Raw genomic sequence first — 23,778 nt, forward strand, 5'->3', positions numbered from 1 at the left:
CTGATCCATGGGGCGTAGTATATCCCGGCACAGAGGGGTGTCGGATAAATAAAAGTCAGACCCCTGTTTTTGTTTCAGTTTTGTGACGAAATTTGTGGGGTATGCTGTCATAAAACTCATACCGAACTGGATTATGGCGTCAGGCATGACCCGTCCTCATTACCGCGCCATTTTCATTTCCGACGTGCATCTCGGCAGTGCCGGCTGCCAAGCCGATGCGCTGTGCGCCTTCATGAAGACGCACACATCGGAGAAGCTCTATCTGGTTGGCGACATCATTGATGGCTGGCGGCTGCGTAAGAAATGGTACTGGCCACAGGCCCACACCAATGTCGTCCGCCGTATCCTGACGGCTGCCAAGCGCGGCACGGACGTAACCTACATCATCGGCAATCATGATGAGTTCCTGCGCGCTTTCCTGCAGTTCCGGCTGGCCTTTGGCGACATCAAGGTGAAGAACCGCGCGACCCATGAGGGCGAAGACGGCAAGCGCTATCTGGTTGTGCATGGCGACATGTTTGACGGCATGATGCGGGCCGACCGTAAATGGATCATGCATCTGGGCGACCATGCCTATAATTTCCTGCTGTGGGCCAATACAAAGCTGAACGCCGTGCGCCGCCGCATGGGCATGCCCTATTGGTCTCTCTCGCAGGCGCTGAAAAAGCGCACGAAACGCGCGCTGAACCATATCCACAATTTTGAGGGCCATGTGGCAGACTATTGCCGCCGGAAGGATTTTGACGGCGCGATCTGTGGCCACATCCATGTCGCCGAGATGCGCGAGATTGACGGCATCACCTATATGAATGATGGCGACTGGGTGGAAAGCTGCACCGCGCTGGTGGAGCATCATGACGGTCGCTGGGAATTGCTGCACTTCCAGCCGCACGACGTGAAAGCACCGGAGCCGGTGGCCGAAGCCGCGAAGATGCGCGTAGTGGCGTAAGCGCTGCGCCTAGGTCTTCGCCCTGACTTCCCAGGCGAGGCTGAGGCGGAAGAGTTCTTCATCCTTGAACCAGTGCCAGGTACGTGTGCGCTGTGTGCCGTCTGGCGAGATGTTTATCAGGCCGCGAACCTTGACGCTGGGATCATGCGCCAGGGAGAAGGTGACATAGACCGCTGTATCGTCGATTTCGCGCATCTGGCCTGTTGCGGGCGTGCGCCATTCCAGCTGGTTGCCACGGTAGTCGGCCAGAATGACGATGTCGCGCTGCTTGCCGTGCGGCCAAGTGTGGATGACGTGCGCAGAATAGTCTGCGCTACCATCTGTCGGGAAGCGGGTCACTGTGTCGACCGTGTAGCTGTCCAGCGGCTTGCCCTCTGGGGAAATCACGCGGGTTTGCCCCGTCCAGCGGCCAGATCCGCGCGCAAGCACGGGCATATGGCGTTCAATGGCTGACATGATGTTCCCCGTCACTCTACGCGAAGGAGAAGTCTTTTATTTGAGGTTGCATGTCAATCTCATAATCAACGGACATTGGATCGCTGCTGCCGTTACGGCCGCTTGACTTCCGCCGCATACCCCGCCACGCAACGGCATGAGTTCTGTCCTGAAGGCCATTCTGGGCCCCACCAATACCGGCAAGACGCATTACGCCATTGAGCGGATGACGGGCTATGGCACGGGCATGATCGGCCTGCCGCTGCGCCTGCTGGCGCGCGAAGTGTATGACCGCGTGGTGGAGCGCAAGGGCGCCGCCCATGTGGCGCTGGTGACGGGGGAGGAGCGGATTGTTCCGCCCACGGCGCGTTACTGGGTCTGCACCGTGGAATCGATGCCCGTTGAAAAGCGCGTGGACTTTGTCGCCATCGACGAGATCCAGCTGGCCGAGGATGAAGACCGCGGGCACGTGTTCACCGACCGCATCCTGCATCTGCGCGGTACGCATGAGACGCTGCTGCTGGGCAGTGACACGATGCGGTCCCTGCTGCGGCGGCTGGAGTTGAATGTCGAGACCGAGCCGCGTGAGCGCTTTTCAGAGTTGCGCTATACCGGCCATGCCAAGATCACCAAACTGCCCAAGCGGACAGCGATTGTCGCCTTCAGTGCGGATGAGGTCTACGCCATTGGCGAACTGCTCCGCAGGCAGAAAGGTGGCGCCGCTATCGTGATGGGCGCGCTGAGCCCGCGCACGCGCAACGCGCAGGTGGCGATGTATCAATTGGGCGAGGTGGATTACATCGTCGCGACGGATGCCATCGGCATGGGCCTCAACCTGGATGTCGACCGGGTGGTGTTTGCCTCGCGGTCAAAATTTGATGGGCGCCGTCACCGTCTGCTGACGTCGGCCGAGTGCGCGCAGATTGCCGGCCGGGCCGGGCGCTTTCGCACCGATGGGGAATTTGGCGAGACGGCGACCTGTCCGCCGATGGATGAGGATATGTGGCGCGCAATCGAGGCGCACCGCTTTGACCCGGTGGATCACATCCAATGGCGCAATTCCGATCTCGATTTCTCCAGCCTGCGCCTGTTGATCCGCAGCCTTGAAAAACCGTCCGGCCATGCGGCGCTGATCCATAATCCGCATGCGCTGGATGAATGGGTGCTGCGCCGGATGAGCGAGGACGAAGCCATCGGGCCGCATGTGGCGGGCACGCGCAAGGTGCGCCGGTTGTGGGATCTGGCGCGGTTGCCGGATTTCCGCAAGGCGGGGCCGGAAGGCCATGCGCGGCTGGTGCTGGGGCTGGCGGAAACGCTGGCCGATCCGGATGCGCGCCTGTCTGACAAGGGGCTGGAACGGCGGCTGGATGACCTCTCCTCCATCCAGGGCGATATTGCGAAATTGCAGCAACGACTTGCCAATATCCGCACGTGGACCTATGCCGCACACCGGCCCGACTGGCTGGAGAACCCTGAAAAGTGGCAGGATCGGACGCGGGAGATTGAAGACTCCCTGTCAGACGCGCTACACGAAGCGCTAACAGCCCGGTTTGTAGACCGGCGAACAACGGCCCTGCTGGCAAGTCTGAAGAAGGAAGACGCTCTCGTGACCGAATTGACCCCGGAAGGTGATGTCCGTGTGGAAGGCCATGTGGTCGGACGCCTGAAAGGCCTGATTTTTGAGCCCGTGCTCGACGCCCGTACGCTTGAAGGCAAGGCCGTGCGCAACGCCGCGCAGACCGCTGTGCGCCCGCTGATCCTGGAACGCCTGTCGCTGATCGTGGCTGCGCCGGATGATGCCTTCCGTCTGAATGATGAAGGCGAGATCGAATACATCAACTCGCCGGTCGCCCGTCTGGTGAAGGGATCGGCCTGGATGACACCGCGCGTGGAGATTGCCGGCGCCGTGGAAGTGGACCCGAATGAGCGCGAGCCTGCCCGCCAGAGGCTGGAAGCCTGGGCGATGGCAGAGATTGCGCGTGTCCTGCCGACCCATGCGAAGCTGGCGAACGAGAAATCCGGCGAGGCGTTGGAAGGCCTGGCGCGCGGGATTGCGTTCCGCGTGCTGGAAAGCGGCGCGGCGGTGGATTTGCGCCAGGATGATCCCAATCTGCGTCTCAGCGCCGAACAGCGCGAAGCCCTCAAAGGCATTGGCATTCGCGCAGGCCGGGTTGCCGCGCATGTGCCGGACGCCCAGAAGCCTGCTGCGCAGCGCATGATCGCCATCCTGCGCGCGGTGGAGGCGGGCCAGCCCTTCCCGCTGGCCCCGGAAGGCGCCGGATCCTTCGCGCTGGACGGCACCTGGCCGGAAGAGGCGCTGGCGGCCAATGGCTATCTGCGCTTTGGCAAGCGGGCCGTGCGCGCAGACCTGGCCGAGCGGCTTGGCTGGGAAATTTCCAAGCGCCGCAAGGAAGCTGGCAAGAATGCCTTCGCCATCGAGATCGACCTGGCCTCTGTCGTGTCATGTCCGGCCGATGACTGGCCGGCTGTGCTGAAAGGTTTTGGCCTGGCCCCGGCGGAGAAGGACAAGGAAACCGGCGCGGTAACGCTGTGGCGCTATGCGTCGCGGGCCCGTCCGGAAGAGGGGGGCGCAGCGCGCGGTCCCCGTCAGGGCGGCCAGCGCGGCGGTGAAAAGCCTGAAGCTGGCAGGTCGCAGGGTGGTCGTGGCCCGAAAGGCCCGCGCGGGGGCAAGCCCCAGGGCGGACGTCATCAGGGCGGCAATCGCGGCGGCGCCTCCAAACAGGCAGACCCGGACAGCCCATTTGCGGCGCTGGCCGTGCTGTTGCCGGAAAAGAAATCTGCTCCGTCCAAGCCCAGGAAGAAAAAGAAGAAGCCAAGAGACGGCCAGGATGGCGGGGCGCCTAAGGCGGCTGCGTCTGAGTCTGGGTTCGTGTACAAACCCTTCCAATGATCGAGCCGCCCACGCTGCGCATTGATGTGTGGTTGTGGCGCGCGCGCTTTTTCAAGACGCGGACCCTTTCGGGCGCGCATGTCCGAAAATCTGGCATCCGGCTTTCACGGAATGGTCAGACACGGCGTGTAGACAAGCCAGGAACCGCAATCTGTGCGGGGGATATTGTCACTCTGGCGAGAGGGGCGCATATCACGACCATAGAGGTGCTGGACCTTGGAGAGCGGCGCGGACCGCCGGAAGAGGCGGCAGCGCTGTACAGGACGCTGGAGGCTGACCGATGATGAATGCGCTGAAAAACCTGTTTCGCGCCAAAACCCCGGCAGAAATGCCGATGGACCCCCAGGTGGCGGCTGCGGCGCTGCTGGTTGAGGCGGCCCTGTCGGATGGCGTCTATGTGAACATGGAAAGCGATGTCATCGCGGAGATCCTGCTGGAAGCGTTCCAGTTCGACGCCGACAAGGCCGATGCCGTTCTGGCCGAGGGCGAGGCCCTGGCCGAAGAGGCGGTCGGCTCCCACCAATTCACCAAACACGTGAAGAAGCTGCCGATTGAAGAGCGCGTTTCCATTGTTGAGGGCCTTTACCGCGTGGCGCTGGCCGACGGTGAGAAAAGCGACATTGAAGACGCCTATATCCGCCATGTCGCTTCGCTGCTCTATGTCGATGACATCATGCGCGCACAGGCCCGTCAGGCCGCAGAAGCCCGAATACCCGACCAATCCTGAACAGTGCTGTCAGAAGGTCTCATTGACATGGGGCCTTCCGCGCGCCATTTCGCCCCTGCACAATATCTCAGAAGGCCCCTCTACTCATGACTTATATTGTCGTCGACGCCTGTATTCGCTGCAAATACATGGATTGCGTCGAGGTTTGCCCGGTCGATTGCTTCTATGAAGGCGAAAACATGCTCGTCATCCATCCGGATGAGTGCATCGACTGCGGCGTTTGCGAACCGGAATGCCCGGTTGAGGCGATCAAACCGGATACCGAGGACGATCCGGACGGCAAATGGCTGAAGCTGAACAGTGAGTATGCGAAGACCTGGCCAAACATCACCCGAATGAAGGAACCGCCTGAAGATCGGGAAAAATTTGCGCAGGAAACGGGTAAACTGGAGAAATATTTCAGTGCTCAGCCGGGTTCTGGCGACTGATCGTCCGTCTCCGGACGCCCTGTATTTGCTGCACTTCTCAACATACCTTACCGAAAAGCCATGCGAGGTTAACTTTACACCTCGTCAAGATTTGGCCGTATGTGTTGAAAAACCTGCACATTTATGCTAGTCTTCAGACTTGAGTAATAACTGACAAGAGCCGAAATCATCACCTCAGCCGTCATATTGGCCGGACTGGGACGATCTTTATCGGCTCATTATTGCGTAGAAAAGGGCGATACCTAACATGGCTAAAAAAGCATCTGCGGAACTGGCGTTTGAGGTGGGTCAAAGCGTCGTTTACCCTGCACACGGGGTGGGCAAGATCACGAGCGTCGAGAAGCAGACTGTGGCCGGGATGGACCTGGAAGTCTATGTAGTATCCTTCGACCAGGACAAAATGATCCTGCGGGTTCCGACAAACCGCGCTGAAGCGTCCGGCATGCGCGCCCTGGCTGGCTCCAAACTGGTCGATGACGCCCTGAAGACACTGGGCGGCCGCGCCCGCATCAAGCGCACCATGTGGTCGCGCCGCGCACAGGAATACGAAGCCAAGATCAATTCCGGTGACCTGATCTCCATCGCTGAAGTCGTTCGCGACCTTCACCGCGGCGAAGACCAGCCGGAACAATCCTATTCCGAGCGTCAGCTCTATGAGAGCGCGCTGGACCGTATGGCCCGCGAACTCGCCGCTGTCGAAAACATCGACAAGGGTGACGCCATGGAAAAACTCGCCAAATCCCTGGCGAAAAAGAAGGTTGCAGCATAAGGCGAAAGCCTGAACGCGCATCATGCAGAACCCCGGATCGCTCACGCGGTCCGGGGTTTTTCTTTGGCACCACCTTGCCGTGGCGTGCCGATTTCGGTCGGGAAACAAGCTGCCATATGCCTCTGCCATCTTAAGCCCCGCGTCCGCGGAAATTCCGGACCGGAGAGGCCTGCATCACCGTTGAGGCCCTAAAGTAAACAGATCGCGCGCTCGCCTTTACGAAGCCGGGCTTTCTGGCAGGTCCTGTTAACCATACCGCAAAGTCCGGAGTGCAGTCTTTCTCCGTTGCCGGATGTTCCGGTGGCAGATGGATGCTTTCGCTGACACGGAGAAATTTCCGGCGGCGGGGCAGGGTGACAGGAGAAACAAGATGCCCTTCTCGGATATTGAGATCAAACCCGGCGGCCTGCTGGATCGTGATGCAGACGCCAATGAATTCTATCAGGCGGGTCTCGCCTGTGCCGCAGGTCTGGAGTCAGACATTGATCTGATCGCCGCGCACAAATGGTTCAACCTGGCGGCTGCCAAGGGCCATGAAGATGCCAAGCTGCAACGCCAGGAAATGGCCGACATGCTGAGCACGGATGAAGTCAAGGTGGCGCTGTCTGCTGCTCGCGACTGGCTGAAGCTGGCCCACTAAGCGCTTTCAGGCCAGACGCCCGGGACGGGGCGTTGGCCTGAATGCTTTTCCTGCCTAGCGGATACGGCGGTCCTGGTCTTTCCAGTAAGGCTCGCGCAGATCCTTGCGCAGGATCTTTCCTGATGGATTGCGCGGCAGACCTTCCAGGAATTCAATGGATTTCGGACATTTGTATCCGGCAATCCGCTCGCGCGCATAGGCGAGGATACTGTCAGCCGTTGGCGTTTCGCCAGGCTTGGGCACGATCAGCGCCTTGACGGCCTCGCCCCATTTTTCATCCGGCACACCGATGACGGCGACATCCGCAACGCCCGGATGGCCGAAGATCGCATTCTCCACTTCTGCCGGATAGACGTTCTCCCCGCCGGAGACGATCATGTCCTTGACCCGGTCATGGATGTAGAGAAATCCGTCCTCGTCGAAATAGCCCGCATCGCCGGTCCTGAAGAAGCCGTCTTCATTGATGGCATCGCGCGTCGCGTCTTCCCGGTTCCAGTATCCTTTCATCACGAAAGGGGACTTGATGGCGATCTCGCCAACCTCGCCCTGGGGCACAGGGTCTCCGTTCGCGTCCAGGCAACGCACGATGGTGGAGGGGTAGGGCACGCCGCAGGAGCGCAGCTTGCCCCATGACGGGTCATGCGCTTCCGGCGGTAGATAGGTGGCACAGCCCGCCGTTTCGGTCAGGCCGTAAAGCTGTGTGAAGCGCGCATCCATGATCTCCTTGGCCTCCAGCAGCAGGCTCTCGGCAATGGGGGAGGCGCCATAGAAAACCTGCTTCATGCTGGACCAGTCGATCTGCCGCACATTCGGCATCTGCGTCAGCATCAGGATCACCGCAGGCACCCAGAAGGCATGGGCGATCTTGTGTTCCGGGATCAGCTTCAGGATCAGCTGCGGATCAATCTCGCGCAGCACGACGGCCTTGGCCCCCTGCGCGGCGGTGAGGATGCCGATATTCACGCCGGCCACATGGAAGAGTGGCATGGCATTCATTACGGCTTCGCCGACGCCATAACTTGCCCATTCCAATAGTCCGGCCTGCTCAAACACGGCGTGATAGTTGCTATTGGTCAGCTGTACGCCTTTAGGCAGGCCCGTCGTGCCGGACGTGTAGAGCTGGATGACATCATCCGTGCCCAATGTTTCAAGACCGGGTGGAGTGTCATCCTGACTGTCGCGCCAGGCATTGTAGGCTGGCCAGTCACCATGGGCGTCATCAATCGCGATGATGTGCTGAACATCCGGCAGGTCTGCCCGGATCTTGTCGATAATGTCGTAGAAATCTTGGCCGACAAACAGGATCTTCACATTGGCGTCTGACACGATGAACTGAACTTCCGGCGCGGCGAGGCGGGTGTTCACAGCGGTCATCACAGTGCGCGCCTTGGCCGCGCCGAATAGCATTTCGTAATAGGCGGCGGTATTCTTCGCCAGATAGCCGATGCGGTCATCAGGGGAGGCGCCGAGCGCGATCAGGCCGTTGGCCACCTGATTGGAGCGCGTTTCCAACTCGGCAAAAGTGGTGGTTTCCCCTTCAAACCAGTAGGCCTCGCTGTCCGGGCGGATTTGCGCCTGAACTCTGGGAATGTCGGCTATATGGGGCATTGCCTCCACGTCGATCATGTTTTCCTCCGATGATGGTCAGCTGCTTTTTGCATTGCTTTATATGACCCGCATAATTCGTCGAAAGCCGCATACCAGTCAAACAAGTTGACGCTTTGTGGGGGCGATCTTTGTAGATTTATCCGTGGTTTTTCAGGAGGAAACTTATGCCTTAATGGCTGAGGGGCAAGCCATTGGCTTGAAGTCTTGCCGGTAATCGGCCACATCCCATGACATGACTGTACAAACCACACCGCCAGACGCCGACCTTGCTGAAACCATGCTGGAAATGGGCCGCCGCGCCCGTGCCGCCTCCCGCGCCCTGGGGCGCAAGACCCCTGAAGACCGTACACGCGGCCTGAAGGCGGTTGCCGCCGCTATCCGCGAGGCAGCCTCCACAATCCTGGAGGCCAATGCCCAGGATATGGACGCCGCAAGGGAGAAGGGGCTGGATGCGGCCATGCTGGACCGGCTGGCCCTGACTCCGGAACGGCTGGAAGGTATTGCTGCCAGCGTCGAGACCGTGGCCGAGCTGGGCGACCCGATCGGGCGCGAACTGGCACGCTGGGAACGCCCAAACGGGCTGGAGATGACGCGCGTGGCCGTCCCGCTGGGGGTGATTGGTATCATCTATGAAAGCCGTCCGAATGTGACGGCTGATGCAGGCGCGCTGTGCCTGCGGTCCGGCAATGCGGCGATCCTGCGTTGCGGATCCGAGAGCACGAATTCCTCCCGCGCGATTATTGCCGCCATGCAAGGCGCGCTGATGAAAGAAGGCCTGCCGGAGCATGCCGTGCAGCTGGTCATGACAACCGACCGCGCCGCCGTGGGCCACATGCTGGCCGGGCTGGAAGGCAATGTTGATGTGATTGTACCACGCGGCGGGCGCAGCCTGGTCGAGCGTGTACAGCGCGATGCCCGCGTGCCCGTGATTGGCCATCTTGAAGGCCTCTGCCATGTCATCGTCGACAAGGATGCCGATCTGGACAAGGCCGTCTCTATCGTCGTCAACGCCAAGATGCGCCGCACCGGTGTGTGCGGCTCTGCCGAGACCTTGCTGGTGGATGAGGCGGTTGCAGACAGCATGCTGCCCAGCATTGCGTCTGCGCTGACCGAAGCGGGCTGTGAACTGCGCGGCGATGCGCGGGCCCGCAAGATTGTGCCGGACATGAAAGAAGCCGTTGAGGCTGATTGGTCAACGGAGTACCTGGCGCCGATCCTGGCGGTGGCTGTCGTGGATGATCTCGACGCGGCGCTGGACCATATCGGCACATGGTCCTCGGGCCATACCGAATGCATAATCACGGAAGACGATGCGGCAGCGGAGAAATTCTTTGCGACGGTCGACAGCGCCATTCTCCTGCACAATGCCTCCACGCAATTTGCCGATGGCGGCGAGTTCGGCATGGGCGCAGAGATTGGCATCGCGACCGGGCGCATTCATGCGCGCGGCCCGGTCGGCGCAGAGCAGCTGACGACATACAAATATGTCGTGCGTGGATCGGGACAGGTTCGTCCTTGAGCAGACTGATCCTGCCGGGGCCGACACAGGGGCTGCGCATCGGTCTGTTTGGCGGCAGCTTTCACCCGGCCCATTCCGGACATTACCATGTGGCCTCAACCGCGATGAAGCGGCTGCAGCTGGACTGGGTCTGGTGGATCGTCGCGCGCGGCAATCCGCTGAAGACCGGGCATGGAGATTTTGACAAGCGCTTTGCCTCGGCTGAAGCGATGGCGCATGACCCGCGCATGATTGTCAGCGATATTGAGCCCCAGCTAGGGCTGACCTATACATATGAAACCCTTTCGACCATTGTAGGCGCTGCTCCGCAGGCAGACTTTGTCTGGCTGATGGGCGCAGACAATATGGTCGGCTTCCATCTGTGGGGGCAGTGGCAGAAGATTGCACAGCTGATGCCGATTGCCATTATTGCACGGCCGGGTGTCGGGCCGGGCGCGCGTAATTCCCCCTTTGCGCGGCGCTTTGCGGCCAGCCGCATTCCAGAAGCGGCTGCACCGACCCTGCCGGGGCGCACCCCACCTGCCTGGGTTTACCTCAATGCGCCGCATGATCCGGCCTCTTCCACGGCGATCCGGGAGGGGCGCGCATGACGCCGCTCAGCCCGGAAGACCTGGCGCGCCACAAGCGCCACATCATGCTGAAGGAGATTGGCGGCCCCGGTGTGCAGAAGCTGCGCGCAGCGACAGTCTCCCTTGTCGGGGCCGGGGCGCTGGGCGGGCCGTGTGCCATGTTCCTGGCGGCCGCCGGTATCGGTAAGCTGGAAATCTGGGATGATGACCACGTCGAACGGTCCAATCTCCAGCGTCAGGTTCAGTTCGGGGAAGGGGATCTAGGCAAGTACAAGGCCGATATTCTAGCCGCGCATCTGATGCGAGACCATCCGTCTACGGCAGTTGAGCCCCGGCGCAAACGCTGGGCGGAAAGCGATGCGCTGCACGGGAAAATTCTGGTCGATGCCACAGACAATTTTGCGACGCGCTATGCGCTGAACAAGGTGGCGCATGCCAGCGCGCGCTACATGGTGCATGGCGCAGCGGCCGGGTGGAATGGCCAGGTGAGCGTGTTTGCCTCCGGCCGTACGGCGGACGCGCCCTGCTATAAATGCTGGGTGCCGGAAACGCCGCCGGACGCCGAAGCCTGTGACGAGGTGGGCGTGGTGGGGCCTGTTACCGGCATGGTGTCGACGGCGATGGCGCTGGAAGTGATCAAGCTGATAACCGGCGCGGGGAGCCCTCTCATCGGGCGGCTTCTTCTTCTGGATGGCCTGTCTGCAACCCCCCGGACAATCAGCATTAGACGTGATGCGGCCTGTCCAATCTGTAATCAGCTGCCAGCCATTTGACTTGTCCCCCCGGCGCAGGCTTAGTGCCGTGACGTAGATTTGCATACAGGGGAGATTCGCGACGTGTTCAGACGATTTCTTGTCGTTCTTCTGACGCTTGGGGTCATTCTGACGGCCGGATTTTACATGCTGAAACGGCCGGATATTTCCTACAATACACTGGAATCCGTCTACTCTTACAATGATAGCCGCTATCTGAAGTCGGGCGGGGAAACGCAGATTCATTTCCGCGACATTGGCCCGCGCGATGCGCCGGTGATCGTGCTGGTGCATGGCTATGCGGCGTCGATGCAGACATGGGATGACTGGGTCAAACGCCTGCGCCGGGATTACCGGGTGATCAGCCTGGACCTGCCGGGCCATGGCCTGTCGCGCTGTGTCGACAATGATGCCATCGGCATCGAGCAATTCGTCGATACGGTGGACCGGGTTGTGACGACGGTGGATGTGCGCAATTTCACCTTGGTGGGCAGCTCCATGGGCGGGCAAACGGCCTGGGCCTATGCGCTGGAATATCCTGAAAAGCTGGATGGGCTGGTTCTGGTCGATGCGGCGGGCTGGCCGGATGAAAAGGGCGAAGGCGATAGCGACCCCCTGATCTTCAAATTGCTGCGCAATGGTGCCGCGCGCAAGCTGATGAAGGATCTCGACCTGTCGGCGCTGATCCGCTCGGGTTTGGAGAAGGGCTTCGCGGACCCGACGCTGGTCGATGACCAGATGGTGGAGCGTTACTCTGCCCTGTCCCGCGCGCCTTGCCATCGTGAGGCGCTGCTGAAGCTGATGAGCGGGGCGACCAAGCGCGTGCCTGCCACAAAAGAGACGCTGGCACGGATCGATGTGCCGACGCTGGTGATGCAGGGCGAAGCTGACAATATCATACCGGCCGCGCATGGTCGCAAATTCGCCGATGCCATTCCGGGCGCACAGCTCAAACTGTACCCGAATGTCGGCCACATCCCGCAAGAAGAAATCAGCGAAGCTTCAGCTGACGATCTGAAGGCGTTCTTGTCTGGCATCTATGCTGCCCCTGAACCGGCCGAGGCGGCGCCCACGGAAGGCGAATAATGTCGCAGCCGGGAAACCGGCGAGATACCTCGTGCGTAAATGCCGTGAAGGAGACATTCTGATGCGCATTGCCCTCACCGCCATCGCCGCAGCCTTGCTGGCAGCCTGCACAAGCCAGCCGGATTACCGGGAAGACACCACGCCGCCGCCGACCGTCTCATCGGTTGATCTGCAGCGTTATGCCGGGCTCTGGTATGAAATCTCCCGCTATCCAAATGGCTTTGAGCGCAATTGTACCGGTGTGACGGCAGAATATGCGCTGAATGATGACGGGACCATCGCGGTCACCAATACGTGTTTCAAGAATTCCCTGGATGGCAAGAAAGACGTCGCCAATGGCCGCGCACGCGTCGTTGAAGGCTCTAATAACAGCAAGCTGAAGGTGAAGTTTGCGCCAGCCTGGGTGCCCTTTGCTGAAGGGGATTACTGGATCCTCGCGCTGGAAGACGACTATTCTGCTGTCCTCGTTGGCAGCCCGGATGGCAAATATCTCTGGATTTTGGCGCGCGAGCCGCAACTGGATATCAGCACGCTCGATGCCTTGAAGACGCGCGCGAAAGATCTGGGATATGACACCGCGCCGCTCGAAATGACGGTTCAGCCGGAAGAGGGATGACGGAATTTGCGGCCTCTGATACGCAAAGATCATGAACCTGCCTGATCTTGATGACCGCAATTTCGACGCCGAGCGCCAGCACTGGATTTCCGTGCGAGTGTATTATGAAGACACAGACTTCACCGGCATGGTCTACCACGCCAATTATCTGCGCTTTTTCGAGCGTGGCCGGTCAGACCATCTGCGCGATGCGGGCATTTCACATCAATCCCTTCTGGAGCGCGAGGACCCGGCAGCCTTCACGCTGACCCGTGTCGAGGTGGACTACAGGAAGGCCGCGCGGGTGGATGATCTGCTGCATATCCGGACGCGCTATATCGGCACGGAAGGGCCGCGTATTCGCTTCTCGCAGACGTGTTTTCGCGGGGAGGAGGTAATTGCCGAGGGCGAGATCACCGCGGTGATGATCCATGCTGATGGCCGCCCGCGCCGACCGATCCGGGAGCTGGTAAAGCAGCTGGAAGCGTATCGTTGGATAGCGCCTGAGGCCTGACATTTGGCTCTGACGCGCCCGGCGGCTGGGCTAGATGACCCGGACAGCGCCTTTTTCCCATCAATCTGGAGCATTTATTGGGCTTTCCGGCGTTTTGGCCACGATTCGTTAACAAAACGCGCCTAACGGTTAACCAAGCTGCGGAAACTGGCGATTCTGCCCCGTTTCTGCCGGATTTGACGTTGATTAAGGGGGGCCGGTCCCGGGCGGGATACGGTTGCTCACCCATGACCCGTAATAAGGAGCGTTAGCCCTAATGGAATCAGAAGCGATTGGCACCGCCGCGAGTCACACAGATTTCTCGCTGATCAGCCTGATAATGGCGGCTGACCCCATTGTTAAGCTTGTTCTCTTGTTTCTCCTCCTGGCCTCTGTCTGGTCATGGATGGTGATTGGCGAAAAGCTGTTCTCTCTGGGAAGTCTGCGCCGCAAGGCCAAACAATTCGAGGAAGCATTCTGGAGTGGCCGCACGGAAGATTTCGACATGCGCCCCGGCGCAGGTGGCAATGATGCGGCCAGCCGCGTGTTTGCCTCTGCGGCGCGCGAATGGTCTGATGCACGGCGCATCACCGCAACCCCGGAAGAGGCCAACGCGATTGTTGGCCGCGCAGAGCGCTCCATGCGCGCGACGGTTGACCGCGAATTGGGCAAGGCTGGCAACGGCCTCGGCATTCTGGCGACGATTGGCTCTGCCTCTCCCTTTATCGGTCTGTTCGGTACGGTGTGGGGCATCATGAATGCCTTCCTCAACATTGCGGAACAACAGGATACCAGCCTCGGCACCGTGGCAGGTCCGATTGCCGAGGCGCTGTTTGCGACCGGTATGGGCCTGGTGGCCGCTATTCCAGCTGTCATTTTCTACAACAAATTCACCGGCGACCTGACCAAGCTGGGCGACCAGCTGGACGCATTCTCCCAGGATGTCCTCGTCCGCCTGTCGCGCCGGGCATCCGATAGCGCGAGGGACTAGGCGATGGGTCTGATCCTTGGCTCAGGAGGCAAGGGCGGACGCCGCGGTCGGCGTGCGCTGAATGCCGAAATCAACGTGACGCCCTTTGTGGACGTCATGCTGGTCTTGCTGATCGTATTCATGATCACCGCGCCGCTTCTGGTGCGCGGTGAGGAAGTGAACTTGCCGAAGACCAGTTCCGGACCGCTGCAGACAAACCCGCAGGATGATCCGCTGGCCATCTCCATTCGCGAAAATGGCGATGTCTTCATTCAGACGACGAAGATTGAGAACCTGTCCTCGCTCGGTCCGCAGCTGCAGGCGATCATCGGCGAAGGCTATGATCAGCCGATCTATCTGCGCGGGGACGAGAACACGCCCTATGGCCGCATCATGGATGTGACTGCAGAGATCCGGGCAGCCGGCTATACGCGCGTATCCTTTGTGACTGAACAGAAGAAGTAGGAGCGACCCGCCCCAAATGCTTCGCGGCTTCACCATCTCGACTGTGCTGCACGCCACCGTGATTGCAGCTGCGGTGCTGACCTGGCCGCAGCGCAAGAGCGATTGCGACAGGCAGATTGAACGCCTGGAGCGCGAGGAGCCCGGCCTGTCGCAGGTCGATATCCTGATGCGCCTGCCGCAATGTGCGAGCGCGATCGATGTGCCGATCGATATCGTCGATATTGGTCTGGTGACGGACATTGCCCCGGTCCGCAAGGCAGATGTGCCGCCGGAGGAAGAACCCGAAGAGACCGAGCCGGAAGAACAGCCCGATCCCGTCGAAGAAGACGCCGAGATCGTCGACGAGCCGCCGGAAGAGCAGCCTGACGAAGTCAATGAGACGCGCGAAAGCGAACCTCAGGAAGAGGAAGTCGTCGTCGAGGATCCGGAAGCCGAGCCTGAAGAAGAGCCGGAGCCGGAACCCAAGAAGGAAGAGCCGCCAAAGCCGAAAGACAAGCCGAAGCTGATCGAAAAGCAGAAGCCGAAAGCGGAAGAGGACGAGCTCGATTTCCTGAATGACTTTGAAGACATCCTGAAAGACAAGGCGCAGGACCAGCGCAAGATCGCGCGCGAAGAGGCACCGCCGCCGATCAACAAGCCTGTGCTGAAGGATGTGCAGGAGCCCCGCAAGGGGGCAGGGGAGCGCCGCGGCAACACGGCCTCACTGCAGGCCGCGATGCGTCGCCAGGTCGGCTATTGCTGGAACGGTGTCGATGATCTGCCCAAGGATGACCAAATTAATGTCGTCATTCGCGTGAAACTGAATGTTGACGGCTCCCTTGACGGAGACGCGCGCCTGGTGTCACCACGGTCGGTACCGGTTGGCCGCAGGGGCGTTGTGGTTCAGCGGGCCCTGACGGCTGTGCGCCAATGCGCAAACTATCAGCTACCAGCAGATGATTATGACGAGTGGAAAGATATTGTGGTCACGATCGGGCCACTCAAATAACCGAATGAGTACTCCAGGGAGAGTTTGATAATGACCCGTATTCTGACAATGCTGATGCTGGCGGTTCTGATGCCGCTAAGCTTGGCCATGCCTGCCGCAGCACAGCTGCAAGTGCGGGTCGATGAAGGCAACTTCAAACCCACGCCGCTGGCCATTCCGGACTTCGAAGTCCGCGGCGAGAATGCCGAAATGGCGCAGGATATCGCGGATGTGGTTCGCGCCGATCTGGAATCGACCGGCCTGTTCGATATCCAGAACCCGGCCTCCTTCATCCAGAAGGATCTGTCGATCGACGTTCAGCCGCGCTTCCCTGACTGGCGCATCATCCAGACCGAAGGCCTGGTTGTTGGTGCGTATGAAGAGCTTCCCGATGGCAAGATCGCCGTCTCCTTCCGCCTGTGGGATGTTTATGGCGGGGAAGTGATGCGCATTAATGGCCAGCCGGGCCGCCGCCTGACCACGACGCCGGACAATTGGCGCCGCATTGCGCACAAGATTGCCGACTCCATTTACACCCGCCTGACCGGGGAAGACCCGTATTTCGATACGCGCATCGTTTATATCGCTGAAACCGGCCCGAAGACGGAGCGGGTCAAGCGCCTCGCCATCATGGATTCCGATGGTGCCAACCAGCAATATCTGACGCCGGGCACAAATACTGTGCTGACCCCGCGCTTCAGCCCGTCTGCCCAGGAAATCACCTACATGTCTTATGAAGGGGGCCGCCCGCGTGTCTACCTCTTCAATATCGAGACGGGCCGCCAGGAACTGCTCGGCAACTTCCCGGGCATGACATTTGCGCCGCGCTTTTCCCGCGATGGTCAAAGCGTGCTGATGACACAGGCGCAGGGTGGCAACTCTGAAATCTACCTGATGAATCTGCGCACGCGCCAGTCTCGCCGCCTGACAGATCATCCGGCAATTGATACCTCGCCCTCCATGTCTCCGGACGGCCGCGCCATTGTGTTCACGTCAGACCGTGGCGGCAGCCCGCAGCTCTATATCATGAATACTGATGGCAGCCCGCGCACCTGCCCTTCAGGCGGCCGCGATGTGGCCTGCCGTATCACCTTCAACAAGGGCCAGTACTCCACGCCGGTCTGGAGCCCGCGCGGCGATCTGGTGGCCTTTACCAAGCAACTCGGCGGCCGATTCTACATCGGCGTCATCGGGATTGACGGCAAGGGCGAACGCCTGCTGACCGAAGCCTATCTGGACGAGGGTCCGGACTGGTCTCCGAACGGCCGCGTCATCATCTACTTCCGCGAAAGCCGCCCCGGCGCGGGACCACAGCTCTGGTCTGTGGACCTTTCCGGTCGCAATGAGCGCCGTGTTCCGACCCAGACGGACGCATCTGACCCTGCCTGGTCGCCGCTTCTGGAGTAATTTTATAATAATTTCATAGGTTTCGCCCCTGGATTTTCGTCCGGGGGCGTTGCTATTAAGAGACATATGGTGAAAATAGATATCAATTGGGTCGGCAGCTGTGTTTCCGCCCGATTGTTGCCCGAATTCTGTCAGAATATGGAGACAGATAACCGCTACATCCGGCACAACGTTGACAAACGCGAGCCGTAAGGCGTCAAATAGCACTCAGGACATCCAGGGGAGTCTGATTAGCAATGAAAACCACTCTTAAATTTACTGCCGCAGCAGCGGTTGTGCTCGCGGTTGGCGCATGTGCGTCCCAGCCTGAGCCTGTCGAACAGGTCGAAGAGCAGGAAGTCGTGGAAGTCGTGGACAACACGCCAACCGTGACTGAGCCTGTGGAGGCCGAGCCGGTCGCACCTACAGGTCCGGCTGCGGGTTCGCTCGAAGATTTCCGCGTAAACGTTGGTGAGCGCGTATACTTTGACCTCAACGGCTACCGCCTCGACACTGACGATCAGGAAATCCTGAAGCGTCAGGCTGCTTGGCTCGAATCCTATCCGGCCGTGCGTATTCTCGTTGCAGGTAACTGCGATGAGCGCGGCACACGCGAATACAACCTCGCACTGGGCGAGCGTCGCGCGTCCATCGTGAAGGACTATCTGGTCAGCCTGGGCGTTAACCCGTCCCGCATCGACACGATTTCCTACGGGAAAGAGCGTCCGATCGCTGCTGGCTCTGATGAGCAGGCATGGGCTCTGAACCGTAACGGCTTCACGCAGCTTGTTTCCGGCACAACCAGCTAGGTTTCTGCCGCGAATACCTTACACTATGCAGCCGGGTGCCTTATTTTGGCCCCGGCTGTTTTTGTATGTTCGCCCCTAATTCCCGGAGGCCTTCTTTCATGTTCAAAGCTCCCGCACTCGTCCTGGCTGGTTTCTGTCTTCTTGCAAGTCCCGCCATGGCACAGCGCAGCGCGCCTATCACGCAAGGTGTTACCAGTTCGGATCTCGCAAATCAGGTTGCCCAGGCCCGCCAGCAGAGCGCGCAGGTTCGCGTCGAGGTGAACGGCCTGACAGGCGATGTCATGCAGCTGACAGGGCGCGTCGAGACGCTGGAATTCCAGCTGCAGCAGGCACGCGAAGAGAACGCAAACCTGCAGCGCGACAATGAAACCCTCGTGGATGAACTGGACGAGATGCGCGCTCAGCTGGACCAGCAGTCGCGTACGCTTTCCTCCCTGCAGACCTATCTCTCCTCCGCCGGCATCATGCCGGAGACTGACATGATGTCTGGAGCATTTGGCGAGGCCTCCGCGTCATCTTCACCTGACGGGCTGTCGGCCCGCGCGGAGACGGGCGCATCGACTGATCTGCGCCCGCTGACCTCTGACGGCGGCCCTGCCGAGACGACTGGGCCGAAACGCCTCACGCCCGGCCAAATAGCCGGGGATATGACCAGCCAGGATAATCTGCCTGAGGGCAGCCTCGGCACCCTGCCAGCCAGTGCACTGCCGGGCGAAGCAGGCCCGCTGTTCGCCCTGGCGAAATCCAAGCTGATCCAGTTTGACTATGCAGGCGCTGAAGAGGCGTTCCGCGCCTTCCTCGACAAGTTTGGCGATGATCCGCAGGCTGGTGAAGCCCATTACTGGCTGGGTGAGGCGCTCTACCAGCAGAAGGCTTATGCCGATAGCGGCGCTGCCTACACAACGATGATCCGCTCTTATCCGGAAGACCCTCGCGCGCCGGATGCCCTGGTCAAGCTGGCCCGCGCGATGCGCCTGATTGGCGACAAGGACAAGGCTTGCCTGGCGCTGGATACGTTGCCGAAGCGCTATCCGAACGCCTCTGGCGTCACACGTGATCTGGCCGCTGTTGAGCGGACCAAATCCGGTTGCAGCAACTAGATCACTCAGACGGGTTCGATGAACGCTTTTGACCGGCTCTGCGGCTCTGCCACAGGGCCGGTTGGCGTTGCGGTGTCAGGGGGAGGGGACTCTCTCGCGCTTCTGCTGTTGGCGCAGGATTGGGCCATGGCAAATGACCGGCAACTGATCGCCTTTACGGTCGACCACCGCCTGCGTCCTGAAGCGGCGGAGGAAGCAGCAGGCGTTGCGGCGCTATGCGATCGGCTGCAGATTCCTCATCAAACACTTGTCTGGGATACGCCTGCCGGCAAACAGGCAGCCGCCCGCCGGGCACGTCATGCCCTGATGGCAAAGGAATTGAAGGCGCGCGGTGGCACGCATTTGCTGCTCGGCCACACCGAAGACGATCAATGTGAGACCTTCCTGATGCGTGCGCGTCAGGGGTCCACCTGGTATGGGCTGGCCGGTATGCAGCCGGTCTCGCTCTCTCCGGTCTGGCCGGAAGGGCAGGGCATTTTGCTGGCGCGGCCCGTGCTCGGGCTAAGTCGCGACGCCTTGCGGCAGGTTCTGGTGGAGGCAGGGCATGGCTGGGTGGATGACCCGTCAAACACCAATCCGGTTTATGAGCGCGTGCGCATGCGCAGCCTGCTGGCCAGCCGCCCGCGATTGAAGCGGCGCATTCTTGCCACCCAGGCAAGGCTGCAGCAGCTGAGACGGTTGGAAGAGCGGGCCATGGGCCGGTGGATTGAGCAGAAAGTTATCACTGACGCTGACACTGGCCGGTTTGAGATCTCGCTGGACGGCCTGCCGCAGGAACGGGCCGAGCGCCTTATGAGCCTGTTGATTCAGATTATTGCCGGGCGGGAGGTGCCGCCGCGCCGCGACGGTGTCCAGCCGCTTGTCTCTCGCCTGATCAGCGAGGATCGCTTTGAGGGTGCCACCCTGGGCGGCGCCTTGATCTATCGCAAGAAAGGGCAGATCCGGCTGTCTGCGGAGCCTGCTGTGACCGGGCCAGAGGCTGATTTTGCCCGGGCGGAGGCCCGTTTGGCGGCGATTATGGCGCTCTACTGCGGTCAGACGTGACAAAACAGCTATATTCAGAGCAAAGGAGTCGTTTTCCTGTAACAAGCCCCCTATGTTATTATGGAAACATCCGAACCTGAAGCGAGACGCGATATGAACGTCAGGAACCTGGCTATTTGGGGCGCCATTGCCCTGCTTGTCATCGGCATGGCAGTTGCCATGGGCGGTAATTCCCAGTCGGCCGGTGCGAAAAAGGCCCAGTTGTCCGAGATCAACGAGCTGATCATGAATGGCTCTGTGACCGATGCGACATTGGGAAATGAGCGCATCGTCGTTCAGACAACCGATGGCCGCACGCTACAAAGTGAACTCCGTGTCTTTGACACCCGCACACAGGACTATCTGGAAGAGCATAATGTGCCCTTCACCGTGGATGCCGATAGCGGGCAGAACGGCTTTGCGTCTCTGATCTTCTCCATTCTGCCGATCATCCTGATTGTCGGCTTTGTCTTCTTCATGATGCGCCAGATGCAGTCTGGTGGCGGGCGCGGCGCGATGAGCTTCGGCAAAAGCCGGGCGCGTCTGCTGACCGAGAAGCATGGCCGCGTCACCTTTGACGATGTGGCCGGTGTGGATGAAGCGAAGGAAGAGCTGGAAGAAATCGTCGAGTTCCTGCAGGACCCGTCCAAATTCCAGCGCCTGGGCGGCAAGATCCCGAAAGGCGCGCTTCTGGTGGGCCCTCCCGGTACGGGTAAGACGCTGCTGGCGCGCGCTGTGGCTGGCGAAGCTGGCGTGCCCTTCTTCACGATTTCCGGGTCTGACTTTGTCGAGATGTTTGTCGGCGTCGGCGCAAGCCGCGTGCGTGACATGTTCGAGCAGGCCAAGCGCAGTGCACCCTGCATCATCTTCATCGACGAGATCGACGCTGTGGGCCGCTCCCGCGGGGCTGGTCTCGGCGGCGGCAATGATGAGCGCGAGCAGACGCTGAACCAATTGCTGGTCGAGATGGACGGCTTTGAGGCCAATGAAGGCATCATCATCATGGCGGCGACCAACCGTCCGGACGTTCTGGACCCGGCACTGCTGCGTCCCGGCCGCTTCGACCGTCAGGTTACGGTCGGCAATCCGGATATCATCGGCCGCGAAAAGATCCTTCGCGTTCACATGCGCAATGTGCCGCTGGCCAAGGATGTCGACGCCAAGGTGATTGCGCGTGGTACACCCGGCTTCTCTGGTGCAGACCTTGCCAATCTGGTGAACGAGGCGGCGCTGCTTGCGGCCCGTCGCGGCAAACGGGTTGTGGCCATGCAGGAATTCGAGGACGCCAAGGACAAGGTGCTGATGGGCCCTGAGAAGCGCTCAATGGTCATGTCCGAAAAGGAAAAGGAACTGACCGCCTGGCACGAGGCTGGCCACGCAATCGTGGCGCTGAAAGTGCCGGTGGCCGATCCGGTGCACAAGGCAACCATCATTCCGCGCGGCCGCGCGCTGGGCATGGTGATGCAGCTGCCTGAAGACGACAAGATGTCGATGTCGAAGATCGAGATGACCTCTCGTCTGGCCATCATGATGGGCGGCCGTGTCGCGGAAGAGCTGAAATTCGGCGACGACAATGTCACCGCTGGTGCAGCCTCAGATATCCAGCAGGCAACGCGTCTGGCGCGCGCCATGGTAACGCGCTGGGGCTTTGCCGAGGCGGTCGGCCCGGTCGATTATGGTGATGATCAGGGCGATGTGTTCCTGGGTCAGCAGCTGATGCAATCCTCTCATGTCTCGGAAGAGACCTCCCGCAAGATTGAGGAAGAAGTTCGCAAACTGATCCAGACCGGCATGGAAGATGCCCGTCACATCATGACCGAATACCGCAAGGACTGGGAAGCGATTGCGACCGGCCTTCTTGAATACGAAACATTGAGCGGACATGAGATCAATGAGCTGCTGAAGGGCAATCCGCCTGAGCGTCCGGACTTTGGCGATGATGATTCCTCGCCGGGCTCTGCCGTGCCGGTCATCGGCAAACGCCGCAAGCCGAAGGGCGATGGCGGCCTGGGCGATCCGGAACCAAATCCGGCCTGATCCGGATAACAGATCAAGGACAAAGCCCGCCGGATCGCGCTCCGGCGGGCTTTTCTTTAAGGCGGCCTGGCGCCCCGGTCCGCTATAATCCGCCATAGTCCAGTATGATCATCGCAAGTCATGCGGTACGCATGCTGCGCGCCCCACAAACATGTTTTAGGATGGCGGCACAAGCCGGTGGGTATCGGCTCCGCCTCAACCCACCCTACGCTTGCTGAGGTCGTTCTTATTTCCAATCATGACTTTGGGATTGTAATGTATGGCATTTCAAACGGTAACAACGTTCCAGTATCGGAAGTAAAGCCATGACCGACAAGTCCGCTAAATTTAAGCAGCGCGATGCACCAATGACAAAGGCGCGTTTCAAGGCGATTGTCGCGGATTATGCGGCTCGCTTTCCCGATTGGGTGTTAGCGCATGGCGGACTTGCCTTTGTCAGGACATCAGGTCCGATACAGCAGATGATCTGGTTTCAGGATATGCGAGCATATTATCGGCCTACGCATGGAATAAGCGCGTTAGTGTTGCCGGAGGCGCATATTCGGATGTTGCCTAAAATTCTTGATGTGAAGCACCGAGAGGTCGAGCACCGTTGGCATGAGCGCAAGTTCGCGGATACGCTTGCCGCAATGGCGCAGCAATTCCGCCCGGATATTCATAAACCTCTGGAGATTATCGACGTTCTGACATTGTGCGAGGCGGAAGCCGCTACCATGCGGGATTCCACCAACAACATGGCGATGCTGGCGATCCTGTCGGCATGGGTAGGACGCGATGCGGAAGCACTCGGTTACTATGAACGGATGCAGCATTGCTCTTCCCCGACACTTGCGCCGATTCCAGAGTGGGAAGAGGCGATGCGCATCTTTGGTCGTGATCTGGCAAGTGCCGTTGGGGCCGGACGTGGGAAAGCGCTCTTGGAAGAGGCGATTGCACACCCGCCAAATATGTAGGCAGGACAGTGAAGTAGGGTGGGGTGAGCGGAGCGATACCCACCCAACGCTTGCTAGCAGGGATGACAAAGAATGATACCCGAGAGAATCACTAAGAGCATGGAGCAGCAGATCGTCGACCATCCCGAGTGGCATTATCGTGTATTTGACGACCGCAGAAAAAAGATCGTCGCAAATTTCGATGCTATAGGAATTCCATCGGATTCGGAATTGATGGAGTTCTGTCTGATTTGGAACCCTAGCATGGTTCTCCCTGCCGCTGATGTATATATTGAGTTGCGTCCACCAGGTGAGTCGGATTTCGTTCTGATGTGGGAATGGGGGCAGGAGCTTGGCCTCTCACCCGATTTTGTTCCCCTGACCAGCTTTGAGGGTGAGGGCGGAATCATATGGTCCAGGCGAGACGGGTGCGTCTATGATGCAGCCTGGTCGGAGTTCCAGTCTTTGAATGAGGGGAAATTGGCGCCACGATGGGGCAGCTATTATGAGCTGATCGAATATTGTTTGTTCGGGAATCAAGCTGAAGTGGAGTAAGTGCAAAGTAGGGCGGTTTGAACGGAGCGATACCCACCACCCGCATGCCCGGA

General features: G+C 60.0%; 25 protein-coding genes. 23 read left to right on the plus strand and 2 right to left on the minus strand.

Features of this window, described 5'->3' with window-relative positions:
• The first annotated feature begins 145 nt into the window (after positions 1-145).
• On the plus strand, positions 146-949 hold the full coding sequence (locus HY29_RS12765; RefSeq protein WP_241765204.1) for a UDP-2,3-diacylglucosamine diphosphatase: 804 nt from the start codon (positions 146-148) through the stop codon (positions 947-949).
• A 9-nt stretch (positions 950-958) separates the two neighbouring features.
• Here HY29_RS12765 and HY29_RS12770 read toward each other — a convergent pair whose 3' ends face one another.
• On the minus strand, positions 959-1,405 hold the full coding sequence (locus HY29_RS12770; protein ID WP_034797591.1) for a hypothetical protein: 447 nt from the start codon (positions 1,403-1,405) through the stop codon (positions 959-961).
• Between the two features lie 136 nt (positions 1,406-1,541).
• Between HY29_RS12770 and HY29_RS12775 the strand changes: the two genes are divergently transcribed.
• From HY29_RS12775 to HY29_RS12800, 6 genes are all read left to right on the plus strand, one after another.
• Positions 1,542-4,295 carry a helicase-related protein gene (locus HY29_RS12775; RefSeq protein WP_034797592.1) on the plus strand — a complete coding sequence of 918 codons (2,754 nt, stop codon included), beginning with the start codon at positions 1,542-1,544 and terminating at the stop codon, positions 4,293-4,295.
• The gene (locus HY29_RS12780) at positions 4,292-4,579 is read left to right on the plus strand and encodes an RNA-binding S4 domain-containing protein (protein ID WP_034797594.1); all 288 of its coding nucleotides are present in this window, start codon (positions 4,292-4,294) and stop codon (positions 4,577-4,579) included. Before HY29_RS12775 ends, HY29_RS12780 begins: the two co-directional genes overlap by 4 nt.
• Positions 4,576-5,022, plus strand: coding sequence for a tellurite resistance TerB family protein (locus HY29_RS12785; protein ID WP_051601490.1), 447 nt, complete (start codon positions 4,576-4,578; stop codon positions 5,020-5,022). The genes HY29_RS12780 and HY29_RS12785 overlap by 4 nt, the downstream gene beginning before the upstream one ends.
• A gap of 86 nt (positions 5,023-5,108) precedes the next feature.
• Complete coding sequence (gene fdxA, locus HY29_RS12790; protein ID WP_034797596.1) at positions 5,109-5,450, plus strand: ferredoxin FdxA; 342 nt, start codon at positions 5,109-5,111, stop codon at positions 5,448-5,450.
• 247 nt (positions 5,451-5,697) lie between these two features.
• Positions 5,698-6,219, plus strand: coding sequence for a CarD family transcriptional regulator (locus HY29_RS12795; RefSeq protein ID WP_034797599.1), 522 nt, complete (start codon positions 5,698-5,700; stop codon positions 6,217-6,219).
• A 370-nt stretch (positions 6,220-6,589) separates the two neighbouring features.
• Positions 6,590-6,859, plus strand: coding sequence for a hypothetical protein (locus tag HY29_RS12800; protein WP_034797629.1), 270 nt, complete (start codon positions 6,590-6,592; stop codon positions 6,857-6,859).
• 54 nt (positions 6,860-6,913) lie between these two features.
• Here the strand turns inward: HY29_RS12800 and HY29_RS12805 are convergent, their stop codons facing one another.
• Positions 6,914-8,485, minus strand: coding sequence for a long-chain-fatty-acid--CoA ligase (locus tag HY29_RS12805; protein WP_034797600.1), 1,572 nt, complete (start codon positions 8,483-8,485; stop codon positions 6,914-6,916).
• A gap of 214 nt (positions 8,486-8,699) precedes the next feature.
• On the opposite strand from HY29_RS12805, the gene HY29_RS12810 reads away from it, so the two are divergent.
• The 16 genes from HY29_RS12810 to HY29_RS12885 all read left to right on the plus strand — a co-directional run bounded on the left by HY29_RS12810 (position 8,700) and on the right by HY29_RS12885 (position 23,725).
• Entirely contained in the window at positions 8,700-9,986 is a 1,287-nt protein-coding gene (locus HY29_RS12810) for a glutamate-5-semialdehyde dehydrogenase (protein ID WP_034797602.1), read from the plus strand.
• Positions 9,983-10,576 carry a nicotinate-nucleotide adenylyltransferase gene (locus HY29_RS12815; RefSeq protein ID WP_034797610.1) on the plus strand — a complete coding sequence of 198 codons (594 nt, stop codon included), beginning with the start codon at positions 9,983-9,985 and terminating at the stop codon, positions 10,574-10,576. The genes HY29_RS12810 and HY29_RS12815 overlap by 4 nt, the downstream gene beginning before the upstream one ends.
• Positions 10,573-11,328 (plus strand): HesA/MoeB/ThiF family protein, encoded by a 756-nt coding sequence (locus tag HY29_RS12820; RefSeq protein WP_034797612.1) that lies wholly within the window; start codon positions 10,573-10,575, stop codon positions 11,326-11,328. The genes HY29_RS12815 and HY29_RS12820 overlap by 4 nt, the downstream gene beginning before the upstream one ends.
• A gap of 63 nt (positions 11,329-11,391) precedes the next feature.
• The gene (locus HY29_RS12825; RefSeq protein WP_206741964.1) at positions 11,392-12,393 is read left to right on the plus strand and encodes an alpha/beta fold hydrolase; all 1,002 of its coding nucleotides are present in this window, start codon (positions 11,392-11,394) and stop codon (positions 12,391-12,393) included.
• A gap of 61 nt (positions 12,394-12,454) precedes the next feature.
• Entirely contained in the window at positions 12,455-13,009 is a 555-nt protein-coding gene (locus HY29_RS12830) for a lipocalin family protein (protein WP_034797614.1), read from the plus strand.
• Positions 13,010-13,040: 31 nt separating this feature from the next.
• Positions 13,041-13,502 (plus strand): YbgC/FadM family acyl-CoA thioesterase, encoded by a 462-nt coding sequence (locus HY29_RS12835; RefSeq protein WP_034797615.1) that lies wholly within the window; start codon positions 13,041-13,043, stop codon positions 13,500-13,502.
• Between the two features lie 256 nt (positions 13,503-13,758).
• Complete coding sequence (gene tolQ, locus HY29_RS12840) at positions 13,759-14,472, plus strand: protein TolQ (protein WP_034797617.1); 714 nt, start codon at positions 13,759-13,761, stop codon at positions 14,470-14,472.
• Between the two features lie 3 nt (positions 14,473-14,475).
• Complete coding sequence (locus HY29_RS12845; RefSeq protein ID WP_034797618.1) at positions 14,476-14,916, plus strand: ExbD/TolR family protein; 441 nt, start codon at positions 14,476-14,478, stop codon at positions 14,914-14,916.
• Between the two features lie 16 nt (positions 14,917-14,932).
• Positions 14,933-15,904 carry a hypothetical protein gene (locus HY29_RS12850; protein WP_034797619.1) on the plus strand — a complete coding sequence of 324 codons (972 nt, stop codon included), beginning with the start codon at positions 14,933-14,935 and terminating at the stop codon, positions 15,902-15,904.
• Between the two features lie 30 nt (positions 15,905-15,934).
• Complete coding sequence (gene tolB / locus HY29_RS12855) at positions 15,935-17,290, plus strand: Tol-Pal system beta propeller repeat protein TolB (protein ID WP_034797620.1); 1,356 nt, start codon at positions 15,935-15,937, stop codon at positions 17,288-17,290.
• 236 nt (positions 17,291-17,526) lie between these two features.
• Positions 17,527-18,078, plus strand: a complete 552-nt coding sequence (gene pal / locus HY29_RS12860; protein WP_034797621.1) for a peptidoglycan-associated lipoprotein Pal — start codon at positions 17,527-17,529, stop codon at positions 18,076-18,078.
• Between the two features lie 98 nt (positions 18,079-18,176).
• Positions 18,177-19,178 carry a tol-pal system protein YbgF gene (gene ybgF, locus HY29_RS18580; RefSeq protein ID WP_051601491.1) on the plus strand — a complete coding sequence of 334 codons (1,002 nt, stop codon included), beginning with the start codon at positions 18,177-18,179 and terminating at the stop codon, positions 19,176-19,178.
• 18 nt (positions 19,179-19,196) lie between these two features.
• Positions 19,197-20,222: a tRNA lysidine(34) synthetase TilS gene (tilS, locus tag HY29_RS18585; RefSeq protein WP_051601492.1), complete on the plus strand. Its 1,026-nt coding sequence runs from the start codon at positions 19,197-19,199 to the stop codon at positions 20,220-20,222.
• Positions 20,223-20,315: 93 nt separating this feature from the next.
• On the plus strand, positions 20,316-22,238 hold the full coding sequence (gene ftsH, locus HY29_RS12875) for an ATP-dependent zinc metalloprotease FtsH (RefSeq protein WP_081811389.1): 1,923 nt from the start codon (positions 20,316-20,318) through the stop codon (positions 22,236-22,238).
• A 305-nt stretch (positions 22,239-22,543) separates the two neighbouring features.
• The gene (locus HY29_RS12880) at positions 22,544-23,191 is read left to right on the plus strand and encodes a hypothetical protein (protein ID WP_034797623.1); all 648 of its coding nucleotides are present in this window, start codon (positions 22,544-22,546) and stop codon (positions 23,189-23,191) included.
• 99 nt (positions 23,192-23,290) lie between these two features.
• Positions 23,291-23,725 (plus strand): hypothetical protein, encoded by a 435-nt coding sequence (locus HY29_RS12885; protein WP_155838319.1) that lies wholly within the window; start codon positions 23,291-23,293, stop codon positions 23,723-23,725.
• The last annotated feature ends 53 nt before the right edge of the window (positions 23,726-23,778 follow it).

Source organism: Hyphomonas beringensis, assembly GCF_000682755.1.
GTDB lineage: Bacteria > Pseudomonadota > Alphaproteobacteria > Caulobacterales > Hyphomonadaceae > Hyphomonas > Hyphomonas beringensis.

Excerpts from the sequence above, each read along its gene's own strand:
- HY29_RS12765 (WP_241765204.1), top strand. The coding sequence starts at position 146 with ATGACCCGTCCTCATTACCGCGCCATTTTCATTTCCGACGTGCATCTC.
- HY29_RS12770 (WP_034797591.1), bottom strand. The coding sequence starts at position 1,405 with ATGTCAGCCATTGAACGCCATATGCCCGTGCTTGCGCGCGGATCTGGC.
- HY29_RS12775 (WP_034797592.1), top strand. The coding sequence starts at position 1,542 with ATGAGTTCTGTCCTGAAGGCCATTCTGGGCCCCACCAATACCGGCAAG.
- HY29_RS12780 (WP_034797594.1), top strand. The coding sequence starts at position 4,292 with ATGATCGAGCCGCCCACGCTGCGCATTGATGTGTGGTTGTGGCGCGCG.
- HY29_RS12785 (WP_051601490.1), top strand. The coding sequence starts at position 4,576 with ATGATGAATGCGCTGAAAAACCTGTTTCGCGCCAAAACCCCGGCAGAA.
- fdxA (WP_034797596.1), top strand. The coding sequence starts at position 5,109 with ATGACTTATATTGTCGTCGACGCCTGTATTCGCTGCAAATACATGGAT.
- HY29_RS12795 (WP_034797599.1), top strand. The coding sequence starts at position 5,698 with ATGGCTAAAAAAGCATCTGCGGAACTGGCGTTTGAGGTGGGTCAAAGC.
- HY29_RS12800 (WP_034797629.1), top strand. The coding sequence starts at position 6,590 with ATGCCCTTCTCGGATATTGAGATCAAACCCGGCGGCCTGCTGGATCGT.
- HY29_RS12805 (WP_034797600.1), bottom strand. The coding sequence starts at position 8,485 with ATGATCGACGTGGAGGCAATGCCCCATATAGCCGACATTCCCAGAGTT.
- HY29_RS12810 (WP_034797602.1), top strand. The coding sequence starts at position 8,700 with ATGACTGTACAAACCACACCGCCAGACGCCGACCTTGCTGAAACCATG.
- HY29_RS12820 (WP_034797612.1), top strand. The coding sequence starts at position 10,573 with ATGACGCCGCTCAGCCCGGAAGACCTGGCGCGCCACAAGCGCCACATC.
- HY29_RS12830 (WP_034797614.1), top strand. The coding sequence starts at position 12,455 with ATGCGCATTGCCCTCACCGCCATCGCCGCAGCCTTGCTGGCAGCCTGC.
- HY29_RS12835 (WP_034797615.1), top strand. The coding sequence starts at position 13,041 with ATGAACCTGCCTGATCTTGATGACCGCAATTTCGACGCCGAGCGCCAG.
- tolQ (WP_034797617.1), top strand. The coding sequence starts at position 13,759 with ATGGAATCAGAAGCGATTGGCACCGCCGCGAGTCACACAGATTTCTCG.
- HY29_RS12845 (WP_034797618.1), top strand. The coding sequence starts at position 14,476 with ATGGGTCTGATCCTTGGCTCAGGAGGCAAGGGCGGACGCCGCGGTCGG.
- HY29_RS12850 (WP_034797619.1), top strand. The coding sequence starts at position 14,933 with ATGCTTCGCGGCTTCACCATCTCGACTGTGCTGCACGCCACCGTGATT.
- tolB (WP_034797620.1), top strand. The coding sequence starts at position 15,935 with ATGACCCGTATTCTGACAATGCTGATGCTGGCGGTTCTGATGCCGCTA.
- pal (WP_034797621.1), top strand. The coding sequence starts at position 17,527 with ATGAAAACCACTCTTAAATTTACTGCCGCAGCAGCGGTTGTGCTCGCG.
- ybgF (WP_051601491.1), top strand. The coding sequence starts at position 18,177 with ATGTTCAAAGCTCCCGCACTCGTCCTGGCTGGTTTCTGTCTTCTTGCA.
- tilS (WP_051601492.1), top strand. The coding sequence starts at position 19,197 with ATGAACGCTTTTGACCGGCTCTGCGGCTCTGCCACAGGGCCGGTTGGC.
- ftsH (WP_081811389.1), top strand. The coding sequence starts at position 20,316 with ATGAACGTCAGGAACCTGGCTATTTGGGGCGCCATTGCCCTGCTTGTC.
- HY29_RS12880 (WP_034797623.1), top strand. The coding sequence starts at position 22,544 with ATGACCGACAAGTCCGCTAAATTTAAGCAGCGCGATGCACCAATGACA.
- HY29_RS12885 (WP_155838319.1), top strand. The coding sequence starts at position 23,291 with ATGGAGCAGCAGATCGTCGACCATCCCGAGTGGCATTATCGTGTATTT.